This is a genomic window from Solwaraspora sp. WMMA2065 (assembly GCF_030345075.1).
Lineage (GTDB): Bacteria > Actinomycetota > Actinomycetes > Mycobacteriales > Micromonosporaceae > Micromonospora_E.
Genome location: NZ_CP128361.1, coordinates 105,469 through 118,660, shown reverse-complemented (window position 1 = coordinate 118,660; position 13,192 = coordinate 105,469). Strand labels below are relative to the sequence as shown.

Annotated in this window: 10 protein-coding genes; 2 read left to right on the top strand and 8 right to left on the bottom strand. The window is 71.0% G+C overall.

The features are described from left to right. Positions 1–95: 95 nt before the first annotated feature. The 3 genes from O7610_RS00515 to tnpC all read right to left on the bottom strand — a co-directional run bounded on the left by O7610_RS00515 (position 96) and on the right by tnpC (position 4,715). Complete coding sequence (locus tag O7610_RS00515; RefSeq protein ID WP_289212438.1) at positions 96–1,637, bottom strand: RNA polymerase sigma factor; 1,542 nt, start codon at positions 1,635–1,637, stop codon at positions 96–98. 37 nt (positions 1,638–1,674) lie between these two features. Beyond that, positions 1,675–2,505 (bottom strand): hypothetical protein, encoded by an 831-nt coding sequence (locus tag O7610_RS00510; RefSeq protein ID WP_289212437.1) that lies wholly within the window; start codon positions 2,503–2,505, stop codon positions 1,675–1,677. 554 nt (positions 2,506–3,059) lie between these two features. Next, positions 3,060–4,715, bottom strand: a complete 1,656-nt coding sequence (gene tnpC, locus O7610_RS00505) for an IS66 family transposase (RefSeq protein WP_289212436.1) — start codon at positions 4,713–4,715, stop codon at positions 3,060–3,062. Positions 4,716–4,884: 169 nt separating this feature from the next. On the opposite strand from tnpC, the gene O7610_RS00500 reads away from it, so the two are divergent. Then, a complete protein-coding gene (locus tag O7610_RS00500; protein WP_289212435.1) occupies positions 4,885–5,670 on the top strand; it encodes a helix-turn-helix domain-containing protein in 786 nt (261 codons plus the stop codon). Continuing rightward, positions 5,667–5,852, top strand: a complete 186-nt coding sequence (locus O7610_RS00495) for a DUF397 domain-containing protein (RefSeq protein ID WP_278167694.1) — start codon at positions 5,667–5,669, stop codon at positions 5,850–5,852. Before O7610_RS00500 ends, O7610_RS00495 begins: the two co-directional genes overlap by 4 nt. Before the next feature lie 93 nt (positions 5,853–5,945). Here the strand turns inward: O7610_RS00495 and O7610_RS00490 are convergent, their stop codons facing one another. The 5 genes from O7610_RS00490 to O7610_RS00470 are packed head-to-tail and all read right to left on the bottom strand — an operon-like array spanning position 5,946 to position 13,178. Then, positions 5,946–7,967, bottom strand: coding sequence for a cellulase family glycosylhydrolase (locus O7610_RS00490; protein ID WP_289212434.1), 2,022 nt, complete (start codon positions 7,965–7,967; stop codon positions 5,946–5,948). Between the two features lie 33 nt (positions 7,968–8,000). After that, positions 8,001–8,810, bottom strand: coding sequence for an ROK family protein (locus tag O7610_RS00485; protein ID WP_289212433.1), 810 nt, complete (start codon positions 8,808–8,810; stop codon positions 8,001–8,003). Then, entirely contained in the window at positions 8,807–11,299 is a 2,493-nt protein-coding gene (locus O7610_RS00480; RefSeq protein WP_289212432.1) for a glycoside hydrolase family 2 protein, read from the bottom strand. The genes O7610_RS00485 and O7610_RS00480 overlap by 4 nt, the downstream gene beginning before the upstream one ends. A gap of 56 nt (positions 11,300–11,355) precedes the next feature. Further along, entirely contained in the window at positions 11,356–12,213 is an 858-nt protein-coding gene (locus O7610_RS00475) for a carbohydrate ABC transporter permease (protein WP_289212431.1), read from the bottom strand. Next, the gene (locus tag O7610_RS00470; protein WP_289212430.1) at positions 12,210–13,178 is read right to left on the bottom strand and encodes a carbohydrate ABC transporter permease; all 969 of its coding nucleotides are present in this window, start codon (positions 13,176–13,178) and stop codon (positions 12,210–12,212) included. Before O7610_RS00470 ends, O7610_RS00475 begins: the two co-directional genes overlap by 4 nt. Between the last annotated feature and the right edge of the window lie 14 nt (positions 13,179–13,192).

Here is a 13,192-nt window from a genome sequence, read left to right as displayed (position 1 = left end):
GACATCCTGCCGTCTCGGCCGAGGTGACGTCGACCGGGCAGGACGTCGGTCACAGACCCTTGCCCGCCGGGCGCATCGACGCCGGTCTTCCCTGGTCAGCCCGGCACCGGGCACGGGTTGGCTGCCGGGTACGGGCCGGCACCGGCCCGCCGCCCGTCGACTGCGACGACGGCGACCTGCCAGCTGACCGATGCGACGGCCATCCGCCAGACCTGCCCGGTGGCGGTGTCCCCGGAAACCGTCATCGCCACCTCGCCGCCCCGCGCCGGCACCGTGCCCGGCGCGGCGATGCCACCCGGGCCGCCGGCACCGGGTCCGGACGTCGGATCCGGGTCGGTTCCCGGCCCTTGCGTGGGAGCCGTGGTCGGCGGCTGCGTCGGACCGGCCGCGCCGCTGGTCCAGGTGAGGACCGCCGACTCGACGGTGCCACCGGTGACGGTGGCGACCACGGTCAGCTGGTAGCGGCTGAATCCGGTGCAGGAGACCCGCGCCTCGGCCTGGACGGTCAGCGGCGGCGCCGGCTCGGCGGGGCCGCTCGGCTCGGGAGCGCCACCGGCCGGCGCGGTCGGTGTCGGCGTCGTCGGTGCCGGTTCGCCCGGGGTGGTCGGCGGTGCGCTGCTGGCCGACGGCACGGGCGGTGGCGCGGCCAGGCCCGGCGATCCGGCCGGCACCGACCGGGCGGTGTCGTCGACCGCGCCCAGCCGGGGCACCACCACGGCACCGCCGATCAGCAGGGCCAGCACCGCGGCCGCCGCCAGGCCGGCCAGCAGCCGATTTCGACGCGGCCCGCCCCGGCGGGGGAAACCGGTGGCCGGGTCGAACCGGCCGGCCCGCTGCTCGATCCGCGCCCGGGTCGCCGCCTGCCCGGCGTCAGCGCTGGTCAGCTTCAGCCGGGGCCAGAGTTCCGCCGGTACGGCGAGCATCGGCAGGGTCGCGTACGCGGAGAACAACGCGGCCGGGCTGACCTGCCGGCGGCGACGGTCGGCGCAGGTCGGGCAGGATTCGATGTGCCGGCTGACCCGCTTGCGCAGCAACACGGTGAGGGTGCCGTCCCAGCCGTGCAGCAGCTCACCGAGCGTCGGGCAGTCGTCGGCACCGGTGCGGGCCACCAGCAGCGCGCCGATGGCCCGTTCGAGTTGGGCCCGGGCCCGGGACAGCCGGGCGTGCGCGTGGCTGTCGGAGACCCCCAGTACGGCACCGACGTCGGCGGCGGACAGGTCGTGCCGGATGGCGAGCTCGATCACCTGCCGGTCACCGGGGTTCAGCCCGGCGGCGGCCGACCGGACCAGCTCCCGCAGCTGTTCGGCACCGAGCCCGGTGACCGGGTCGACCGGCGTGGCGGGCAGTTCGCCTACCTCGTCTAGCGGCAACTGCCGTCGCCGGCCACGGATGACCCGCAGGCACTCGTTGCGGGCGATGGCGTACAGCCACGGGCGCAGCCGCTCCGGGTCGCGCAGCTGCGCCGCCCGCTGACCGGCCAGGACGAACGTGTCGTGGACGGCGTCGGCCGCGCCGTCCGCGTCGCGCAGCACGAATCGGCAGTACGTGTACAGCCGGTCGGCGTACATGCGGTAGGCACGGTCGAGGCCGCGCGGGTCACCGGCGACCAGCGCGGCCACGATGGCGCGATCGTCCACCCGGGCAATGCTAGGCGGCGCGGTCCAGGCCGGGCGGTCACTGTCGCCAATACTCCAGTTGATAGCGCGACGGGTCGGGCTGCCCGTTGCCGTGGCCGATGAGGCAGAGCCGGGTGTTGCCGGCCGCGACCAGCCGGGCCCGTTCGGCGTCGGCCGCACTGGCCAGGAAGAGCAGCGGGGTGGCCGCGGCCCGCAGCCCCCAGCCGTCGCCGTCGGGTCCGTGCACCGCCAGCTCCGCCGGGTCGTACGTGATGCAGTCGAAGTGCGGAGCGGGGCCGAACGGCAGCCCGGACGGGCCCTGGAAGTAGGTGATGATGTAGCGGTGCCGGTCGGCGCGGTCGTTGCCCCGGCCGATGAAGCAGAGCCGGGTCCAGTTGCGGGCCACTTTGACGCCGTCCTCGGCGTCGGTCTTGGTGGCGAAGAGCTTGATGGCGTGGCCGCCGTCGCGCATCCGCCACGCGTCGCCGCTCTGCTCGATCGTCAGGTTCGCCGGGTCGTACGTCACACAGTCCTCGGCGGCAGGCTGCACCGGCGGTTCCAGTTCACCGCCGTCACCGCCGTCACCGCCGTCACCGGAACCCCCACCGTCGGGGTGGTCAGGATCGTCGCCGCTGCCGCCGGTCTGCGGCTCGCCGCTACCGGCCGACCCGCTGTCGCCGCCCCCGGTCGGCGCGCCACCGAGCCCTGCTGCCCCGGACGCCTGGCCACCGTCTGACGCTACGCCGACTCGCCCGGCCCCGGACGGGCCGCAGGCCGCCAACACCACCGCGAGCAGCACGCCCAGGACGGCGGCGGCGGCGAAGGTGATGGTGCCCCACCGCCAGGTCGACCGCCGCGCCAGCACCCCGAACTTGGTCGTGTAGATCATCTGGCCCTCCAGCCTCTCCCTCTCCGTGCCGGGTGAGTCGACGCCCAACCGGGTCCCGGCCCGCCCGGGGCGCGGGACGTCCGGCGACGTCGCCGGACACGGGTGAGAGGCGGCGGCCGGCCGAGGACCAACAACTTTTCGCCGGCCCGTCAGCCGGGTGCGCCGCCGACGGGTCAGCCAGATGTGCGGCTGACCTGCTGGTGGAGTGCCCGTGCCAGCTCTGCGGACCCAAGGTGTCTCCGCGAGCTTGATGCCACAGGTGCATCATGATTCACCTCTGGCATCAAGCTCGACGAGCATCTCCGATCCGGAACGGAATTGGACGAAGATGATCAATACAAGTTTCGTCTCCACCCTGGACTATGTGGGCACGACGAGAGAAGATACCGGCACGCAAGGCAGTCGATTCCTGGTAGGAAGCTGCCCCGATACGGGCCGGAAGGACAAGCGTAAGTAGTCCCAAGTCTCGTGGGGTTGGGCGACGCGGTTTGTGGGCATGCTGATGGTCGGCGTGGCCGGGTGTGGCGTCGCCGTCGCGGTGGTCGGTGTGGGTGTCAGCCGGTCGGGGGTGGCTGGGCCCAGGTGTGCAGGTCGGCGGGGGACGCGGTCCAGGGCAGGAATCGTTGGAGGTCCGGACCGGTCAGGGGTCTGCCGCCGTTGCGACCGCAGGCGTCGAGGTAGGCGGTGAGGTAGGTCAGGACGTTGAGGCCGGCCTGTTCGGCGGTGGCGGTGACGGTCCAGACGGTCGCGGCGAGGCGCGCGGCGTCGTCGGTGCGGGAGCCGTAGGCGTTCTTGCGGGTGATGACGGGCCGTCGCAGTGCCCGCTCGGACGTGTTGTTGTCCAGGCTGATCATCGGGTAGTCGCGGTGCGCGGTCAGGCCGTCCCACTCGCGGTCCAGGGTGGCCAGGGCCTTCTTCGCGGGTTGTTGCAGGCCGGGGCTGGCCATCTGGGCCTGCCGGGCGGTGTCGATCGCCTGCAGGGCGGTGTCCCAGGCGGTGTACGCGTCGTCCAGCCGGGTCGCCGCCGTCCCTGCGGCGGCCGTGGATGCGTTCCACGCGTCGGTCAGCTCGTCGTGGGCGTGGTACAGGGCCTTGATCCGGTCCAGCCAGTCTCGGGTCCAACACGCCAGTTGGGTCGGGTTCGCGTCCCCGGCGCGCACGAAGTACCGGCGGACATGGGCCCAGCAGTACAGGTTGGTCAGGCCGTCGGTCCTACGCCCGGCCGAGGCGTAGACGGTGTAGAAGTCGCTGGAGACGACCAGCCGCCGTGGCCCACCATCAGCGTGCGGGGTCAGCTGTCCGGTGGCGGTGTCGATCCCGGCGTGGCGGGCCAGAACAGCGCCGGCGCGGGTCGGGTCCATCACGAAACAGGTGGTGTCCGCGCCGATGAACACCCACAGCCACCAGCGGGCCGGCCCGTCACCACCATCGGGGGTGAACACGTGCCACGACGTCTCGTCGGCGTGCGGATGCCACGAATCACGGGACCGGGCGACGATCCGCTCCTCCAACGGCGCCAGCAACGTCCCGGCGGCCGCGCAGGTCCCGACCAACGTCGAGGAGCTGACCTCGGCGCCCTGGCGTGCCAGCCCGGCGATCAGGGAGTTCCGGGAGCGCCCGGCCACGAACCGTTCGACCAGCAGCATCGCGATGAACCCGTTACTGAACCGGCCCTTGCCGACCGCTTTCGGCGGGCCCGGCGCGGTCACCGTCCTCGCCCCGGCACACCGGCACCGCCGCCGGTACCGGCGCCGACGGTGCACCACCACCCGCACCGTCACCCGCCAATCGACCTGCTCGAAGGCGTGATCGTCGAACGCCTCGAACCGCGACGAACAGTCCGGGCAGCAGTACCCGCCCCCGGCGAAGTCCCACACCACCTCCACCCGCGGCAGATGCGAGTAATCCCTGCGACCGGCCCGCCCTCCCGGCCCCCGCCGCGGTGCCCTCTCCCGCTCACGCTCGCCAGGCTCACCGCCATACCCACCCTGGCCGTCACCGTCGCCCGCCGTCGGCTGCGGCCGAACCCGCTCCGACGAACGCCCGAACACCAACCGCTGCAACACCGCCAACTCCGCCGACACCCGCTCCAACTCGGCCTCACGCCGCACATCACGTTCCCGCAACCGCTCGTTCTCCACCCGCAGCGCCGCGTTCTCCTCCCGCAACTGCCCGGCCAACCGCTCCCACCGCTCGTTGGCCTCCACCACCCGAGCCAGCGCAGACCTCAACCCCGCGTCAGCATCCGCCTCCACCGAAGCACCAACCGAGACCGTCACGGCCGCAAATCAACACCACCACGGCTGCCGGAGCACGCACCAACTGTCCGACTACACAAAGTCACCCACGGGAACTGGGACTACTTACGGACAAGCAGCAGTGAGCAGCAACGGCATTCCGCAGGTGCTCAGGTTTCTTCGTTCACTCAATGGCGGCATGACACAGGAGCAGTTGGCGCAGCGACTAAGCGTCTCGACGTCGTTGATCGCCAAGTTCGAAACCGGTCGACAGATACCGATGCCCGACACGGCAGACCACATCGATCAGGTGTTCAGCAGCGCCCCGCTGATCAAGGGACTCTCCGAGAACGCCCGCAAGAGCATCCCACCGGACTGGTTCCGGGCGCTACCGGAGTTGGAGCAGGAGGCCTCCGCAATTCGGCGGTACGAGTGCCAGATCATCCCTGGACTGCTCCAGACGGAAGCGTACGCCCGGGCCATCCTGCACAGCGGCCTGCTAACTCCCGCTAAGGCCGACGAGTACCTCGCTCTCAGGATGACGCGACAGGCCGCCGTGTTCGAGCGGGAGGAGCCGCCGGTGTGTCAGTTCATCATCGACGAGGACGGACTTCGCCGGGGAGACCCCGTGATCATGCGGGAGCAATTGGAGCACATCGCCGAGATGAGCACCCGGTCGCGGGTGCTGGTGCAGGTGGCCCCGGTTTCCGCCGGCTTGCATCCCGGGCAGAACGGGCCGTTCATGCTCGCCAGCATGGCCGAGACCGGCGGCACCGTCGGCTATGTCGACGACCAGTTGGAGGGCCGCCTGGTGACCGATCCGAAGCGGGTTGCCACCCTCGAACAGGCCTGGCAGGCTCTGAGTGGTGTTGCGTTGCCGCGCGACCAGTCGCGAGACATGATCTTGAAGTTGGTGAAGGAACTATGACCGAGCCGGCGTGGCGCAAGTCCAGCCGCAGCAACAGCAACGGAAGCGACTGTGTCGAGGTGGCGGACAACCTTCCCGGTCGCATCCTGGTCCGCGACAGCAAGGACCAGGGTGGTCCCACGCTCGCCTTCGGCCCGACCGCCTGGCGCTCCTTCGTCGCTGAGGCACCCACGCTCCGCTGAGCCGTAGGATCAGCAGGTCAGCAACGACGTGACGAGCCCCGGCCCCACGCCGACGGCGGCCGGGGCTCGACGCGTACCGGTGACCGCGCCGTCCTACTCGACCCGGATGTTGTCGAGGTGGACAGAGCCCGGGTTGACGTAGACGTAGAACTCCCGCACGTCGGCCAGCGCCTCGGCATCACACGACATCTCGGTCAGCAGGTCGATCTCGGCGGTGCCGGTCCAGTCCTGGTTCAGCCAGGTGAACGTTGACTGGCACCAGGTGTAGGACGGACCGGTCTGCACCGCGATCGCCGCATTGGTCCCCACCGACGGGTCGGTACGCAGGTCGTACTTGAGGGTGACCCGGCCGGACAGGTCGACCGGCTCGGGGAACGACGTGCCGAACCAGCCGCCGGTGACCGAGTCGACCCGCAGCCCGTACGCCCCGTCGGTGGCGAACGCGTCCGACTGGGCGACGCTGCCGACGCCCGGCTCCCACGACGGCGGCCCCCACCCGTCGGTGCCGGCCTCGAACGAGAACAGCGTCTGCACCCCGGCCGGGTCGGGTTTCACCGTGACGACCAGGTCGGCGACGTTGGAGGCTCGCCAGGCCCGGTCCCACACCTGGTAGTGGGTGGTGGCCCGACCGGCGAAGCCGTCCGCCGGGGTGAAGGTGACCGCCCCGTCGCCGCCGAGCGAGAACTCGCCGCCGGCGACGGTCACCTGCTTCTGCTGGCCGGGCACCGTCGGGTCCAGGTCGATCGTGGTGGCGCGGACCGTACCCCGGTGGGCGATGTCGTTGGCCGCCGGCCGCAGCGTCGCGACCTGGCCGAACTCGACGGTGGTGGTGTCGTGGTCGGCGACCGGCGGCCACGGCCGGCGGTCGCCGCGCACCGCCGCCCCGGCGTTGGACAGCGTGGTGCAGACCGGGCTCGGGCAGTAGACGGTGTAACCGTCGTAGTCCGGGTAGAGGCTGCCGTCGTCCTGCACGCCGGAGAGGATCCAGTAGAGGAAACCGCTGGTGCCGCCGGCGATCGCCGCGTCGGTCCACTCGCGGTAGACGACGTTGCGGGTCGACTTGTCGTGGATGCCGAACTCGCCGAGCATCACCGGCTTGCGGACCTTCTTTGCCTCGCGAGCGTGCCGGGTGATCCACTCGGTGCCCCAGGCGGCGTCCTTGCCCCAGTGGTCCGGGTAGAGGTGGTAGGAGACGACGTCGACGGCGGGCAACCTGCTCAGCGCGACGCTGTCGACGCCTTCACCACAGTTGGTGGTCCAGTCGGCGCTGGTCGGATCGTCACAGAAGAAGCCCTCGTCGCCGACGCTGACCAGCTGCCGGGGAGCGATCGACTTGACGTGCCGGGTCATCTCGTCAGCCCAGGCGGTCAGCGTGTCGGTGGCGCAGTCCGGTGACTGCGGGTAGACCCCGGAGCCCTTGCAGCGCGGCTCGTTGCCCAGCTCCCAGGTCATCACCGTCGGGTCGTCCTTGTATCTCACCCCGGTGATGGTGTTGGTGCGGTTCAGCACATGGCTGATCCAGTCTTTGTACCAGCCGCGGATCACCGGATCGGTGTAGAAGTCGTCGTGGTACTGCCCGCCGCGCCAGCGCACGTACTGGTCCATGCCGCCGAAGTCACGCCAGTTGTTGGTCAGCGGGACCACCAGTTTGATGCCGGCTTCGCGGGCGGCGGCGAGGACGTAGTCGAGGCGTTGCAGGCCGTCCGGGCCGTCGTTGTACGCCGGCCGTTCGCCGTCGAAGTACTGGAAGTAGACCCCGTCGGCCGGGCCGGCGACCGAGTCGGAGCCGTCGGCGTTGCCGATGTCGAGGAACCCCCAGGTACGCAGCACGGTGAACCCGGCTGCCTCGGCGTCGGCGAACACGTCGTCGACCATCGTCGGCGACTTGTACATCAGGTAGTAGTTGTTGCTGCCGGCGAACCGGAACTTCCGGCCGTCGAGTTTGAGGTCGTCGCCGTGCCGGGTGACGAACCCGGCGGTCGGCGTACCAGGCGTACCGGGATGGCCGGGATGGCCGGGATGGCGGGCCGGCGGTGCGGCCTGGACCGGGACTGCCGCTGCGGTGAGCAGCAGCCCGGCCAGTGCGAGCAGCAGGCCGGCGGAGCGTGGGCGCATTACGGGGTTCTCCTGACCGTGGAGCGGTGGAGGTCACTGACGCGCTGCGGCCTCCAGGGCGAGTGCGGCGGCACCGAGCAGTCCCGCGTCGTTGCCGAGGCTGCTGGTGTGGATCCGGACCCGGCGGACGAAGTCGAGTCCGGCAAGCTCCGCTACGGCCGCGCGCAGCGGAGCGAAGAGCAGGTCACCGGCGGCGGCCACCCCACCGCCGATGACGACGTCGTCGAGGTCGACCAACGCGGTGGCGGAGACCACCGCGGCGGCCAGGGCGGTCGCGCCCCGCCCGAACGCGGCGACGGCGAGCGGTACGCCGGCCCGGGCGTCCTCGGCGAGGGTACGGGCGTCGCCCGGCCGCTCCCCCGGCGTCCAGCCCTGGTTGACGGCCCAGCGGACCATCGCCGGACCGCTGGCGATCGCCTCGACGCAGCCGCGCCCGCCACACGGGCAGGCCGGGCCGGTCATGTCCACCACGATGTGTCCGATGTGTCCGGCGTTGCCGCTGCCGCCCGGGTGGACCCGGCCGTCGATGACCAGTCCGCCGCCGACGCCGGTGGAGACCACCATGCCGAGCAGGGCGCGGCCGGGGTAGCCGCCGCGCCAGTGTTCGCCGAGCGCCATGCAGTGCCCGTCGCCGACGACCTGGCGGACCACCCGGTGCAGGGCGGCGGTGACGGTCGCGGTGTCCCCGCCGGCCGGGGTCGGCACCGCGCCCTGCACGGCGATGGTGCCGTCGGGTTCGACGACGGCGGCGGCCAGCTTGGTGCCGCCGACGTCGACCGCGAGAACCGGGCCGGGGGCGCGGTCGGCCGCCGCCGGACCGACCGCTGCCGGGCCGGCGCTCATGCGCCGGCCGCCGGGGTGTCGCTGACGATGTCGTTGACGCAGCGCAGCACCGGCCGGCGGGTCAGCGCCGCCGGATCCAGCTCGACCCCGGTGCGCACCACGAACTCCGTCGACTCGCCGGGCAGCAGGGTGACCAGTGCCCGGTCCACTTCGGCGGCCGGGTCGAGCCGGTCCGGGTAGAGGGTCAGGTCACGCAGGACGGTCCGGGCGGTGACGGTGACCCGCAGCCCGCCGTCGACCGGTGCGGCCGTCGCGTCGTACCCGGCCGCCGGGTAGTCGATCTCGTTGTCCTCGGCGAAGAACCACCAGGCCCGCTGCCCGGCCGCGTCGGCGAGCAGCAGCTCGCTGCGTGGGTCGCCGGTGGTGGCCAGGTCTGGGTAGAGCGGCACGGTGACCGCCGAATGGGCCGGTACGGCCAGCTGGTAGCCGATCTTGGCCAGTGGCTCGCCGGCCAGGGTGAGCCGGGTGACGTCGGTCTGCGGGTGCCAGTCGGCCCCGGTGTCGTTGACCGCCACCAGGGCGAGCCCACCGTCGCGGGGTTCGATGGTGAGCAGCCGGTCGGCGTAGGCGTCGCGCAGCGCGTACCACAGGGGTTTGCGGCGGCCGTCGCCGTCGACGGCGGCCCACGAGGTGACCGGCCAGCAGTCGTTGAGCTGCCACAGGATGGTGCCCATGCAGACGCCCCGGTGGGAGCGGAAGTGCCGCACCCCGACGGCGATCGCGCGGGCCTGGTTGACCTGGGTCAGGTAGTGCCAGTCGTCGAAGTCACGCGGAGCGGGCAGGTGTGCGTCGAGGCCGCGTTGAAGTTTCAGGTCGCCGTCGGCGGCCTTCTGGTGGTGGGCCATGCCGGGTGAGTCGGGGGCGAGCGGGTCATCACTGATCGCCCGGCGCAGGGTGGCGTACACGGGTGGCCCCTGGTAGCCGAACTCGGCGAGGAACCGGGGCACATACTGCCGGTACTTAAGGTAGTCGTCGGTGTTCCACACGTCCCAGATGTGCATGGTGCCGTGCGCCGGGTCGTTGGGGTGCAGGTCGTCGCGGCCGGAGTACGGGCTGCCCGGCCAGTACGGACGGGTCGGGTCGAGTTCGGCGACGATGCCGGGCAGCACATCGAGGTAGTAGCCGAGCCCCCAGGTGCGTCCGTCGAGGATCTCCTGCCAGCCCCAGTCGTGCCAGCCCCAGATGTTCTCGTTGTTGCCGGTCCACAGCACCAGGCTGGGGTGCGGGGTGAGCCGGGCGACCTGGTAGCGGGCCTCGGCGGCCACTTCACCCGCGATCGGCTCCTCCTCCGGGTACGCGGCGCAGGCGAACAGGAAGTCCTGCCCCACGAGCAGACCCTGCTCGTCGGCGAGGTCGTAGAAGTCCTCGGATTCGTAGCGGCCGCCGCCCCAGATCCGCAGGAAGTTGACGCCGGCGTCGGCCGCCTGGGCGAACCGGTGGGCGTAGCGGGCCCGGTCGACCCGGGTGGGGAACGCGTCGTCGGGGATCCAGTTGACGCCCCGGACGAAGACCGGCATCTCGTTGACGACCAGGGTGAACGCGCTGCCGGCGGCGTCGGCGGTGGTGTCGAGGCGGACCGACCGGAAGCCGATCAGTCGCTGCCAGGTGTCGAGTGTGCTGCCGTCGGCCCGGTGCAGGGTGACGTCGAGGGCATGGCGGGCGGGTTCGCCGTACCCTCGGGGCCACCACAGCTCGGGCTCGGCGACGGTGAGGGTTACGACGGCGCTGCGCTGCCCGGCGGGGACGACCGCTTCGGCGCGGGCCCCTGCGACGGCGGCGACCACGGTCAGCGGGGCGTCGGCACCGTCGGCGCGGTCGACGTCGACGTGCACCTCAACCCGGCCCTGCGCCTCGCCGATCGGGCCGCCGGTGTGGTCGACGGTGACCAGGGGGCGGACGGTGGCCAGCCGGGCGACGCTCCAGGCGTGCAGGCCGATCTCCTGCCAGATGCCGGCGGTGACCAGGTTCGGGCCCCAGTCCCAGCCGAAGTTGCAGGCCATCTTGCGGATGAAGTTGAACGGTTCCGGGTAGGCGTTGGGCCGGTCGCCGAGCCGGTCGCGGACCGCTTCGGCGTGCCGGTACGCGGAGTCGAACCGTACCCGCAGGGTGTTGCGCCCGGGGCGCAGTGCCGTACGGACGTCGAACCGGTAGCCGCGGTGCATGTTGGCGGTGCGGCCCAGCTCGACGTCGTTGAGGGTGACGGTGGCGACGGTGTCGAGGCCAGCGCAGACCAGGTCGACCCGGGGATCGCCCGGGTCGACCCAGTCGAACGTGGTCTCGTAGACCCAGTCTGTCCGGCCGATCCACGACAGCCGGGTCTCGTTGTCGTCGAGGTAGGGGTCGGGGATCAGGCCGGCGGCGAGCAGGTCGGTGTGGACGCAGCCCGGTACGGCTGCGGGGACGCTGTGGTCGCCGACGCCGTCGGGTACGTCGGACCCGTCGGCCGGTCGTACGGTCCAGCCCTCGTGGAGCGGTCGTACGGTGTTCATGCCATACCTCACTAGTGCTGGATCGGGACTGGGCCACGGTACGGGTGCTCGCCGGGTCAGTTCTTGACGGCGCCTTCCATGATCCCCCGGACGATCTGCCGACCACCGATGAAGAGCATGATCAACAGCGGGATGGTCGCCACGAACGCACCGGCGAGCACCCGCCGGTACAGCACGTAGTTGCCGCTGGCCAGGTCGGACAGGGCCACCATCGACGTCGGGTAGTAGGTGCCGCCGAGGGTGATCAGCGGCCACTGGAAGTCGTTCCAGGTGGCCACGAAGGTGAGCAGGCCGAGCACGGCCATCGCCGGGCGGACCGCCGGCAGCACCACGCTCCAGTAGATCCGCAGCGTGGTGGCACCGTCGATCCGGCCGGCCTCGATCAGCTCGTCGGGCACCGCTTCGAGGATGAACTGCCGCATGTAGAACACGCCGAACGCGGTGACCAGGCCGGGCACGATGACCGCGACCAGGGTGCCGTTCCAGCCGAGTTCGCCCATCAGGATGTAGAGGGCGACGACGCCGAGCTGATTGGGCACGGTGAGGGTGAGCACCACGACGACCATCAGCGCGTTGCGGCCGGCGAACCGCAGCTTGGCGAAGGCGAAGCCGGCCAGCGAACAGAAGAACAGCACCGAGAACGTCACGACCGACGAGACGATGAAGCTGTTGCCCAGCGACTGCGCGAAGTAGACGTTCTTGAGGGTGAAGACCTCGTTGAGGTTGGTGAGCAGCTGTCCGCCGGGCAGCAGCTGCGGCGGGATCTTCGCCAGGTCGGCGTCGGTGCCGCTGGCGATCACCACCATCCAGTAGAGCGGGAACGCGGAGAACAGGATGACGAGGCTGAGGAACAGGTAGTTCCAGAAGCTGCCCGGCGTACTGGCCGGGGCTCGGCCGACGTTGCTGGCGCTCATCTACGGCCTCCGCCCAGCCGGTTGGCGACCAGCGCGTTGACGACCGCGATGATCACGATGATCAGGAACAGTGCCCAGGACATCGCGGCGGCGTACCCGAGGTTGAGGTCCTTCCAGCCGACCTTGTAGATCAGCTGGGCGATGGTCTGGAACTGGCCGTTGGACCCGCCGGTGGCGGCCTGCGAGTTCTGCTCGAACAGCATCGGCTCGGTGAACAGTTGCAGCCCGCCGATGGTGGACAGGATCACGGTGAAGACCACCACCGGCCGGATCATCGGCACGGTGATCCGCCAGAGCTGCCGCCACGGGCCGGCGCCGTCGACCGCCGCCGCCTCGTAGATGTCGCGCGGGATCGACTGCATCGCGGCCAGGTAGATGAGCGCGTTGTAGCCGATCCACTTCCAGTTGACCATGGTGGCGATGGCGACCCACGACGCGGCCTTGCTGGACCGCCAGTCGATCGGTGCCTCGCCGCGCAGGTTCAGCACGTCGAGCACCCAGTTCGCGATGCCGAAGTCGCGGGCGAAGAAGACCGCGAACAGCAGCGTCGACGCGGTGATCGGGGTGATGTACGGCAGCAGGATGCCGACCCGGAACCAGGTCTGCGCCCGCAGCTTGCGGTTCAGCAGCGACGCGATGATCAGGGCCAGGAACAGCTGCGGCACAGTGGAGAGCAGGAAGATGCCGAACGTGTTGTACAGCGCGTTCCAGAAGCTGTCGTCGGTGAACAGCCGCCGGAAGTTCTCCAGCCCGGCCCAGCCGGTCAGGTCGGCGTTGTCCAGCCGCCAGTGCCGCAGCGCCACCACGCCGTTGAAGATGATCGGGAAGAGCCCGAAGGCGATGAAGAGGAGAAAGAACGGGGAGATCAGGATGTACGGCATGTACCGCATGTCGAAGCGGTGCATCCGGTTGCGCCAGGTCGGCTCGGGTGGTGGCGCTGGTGGTGCGGCGCGGGTTGCGGACATGGTTTGCCTCCAGG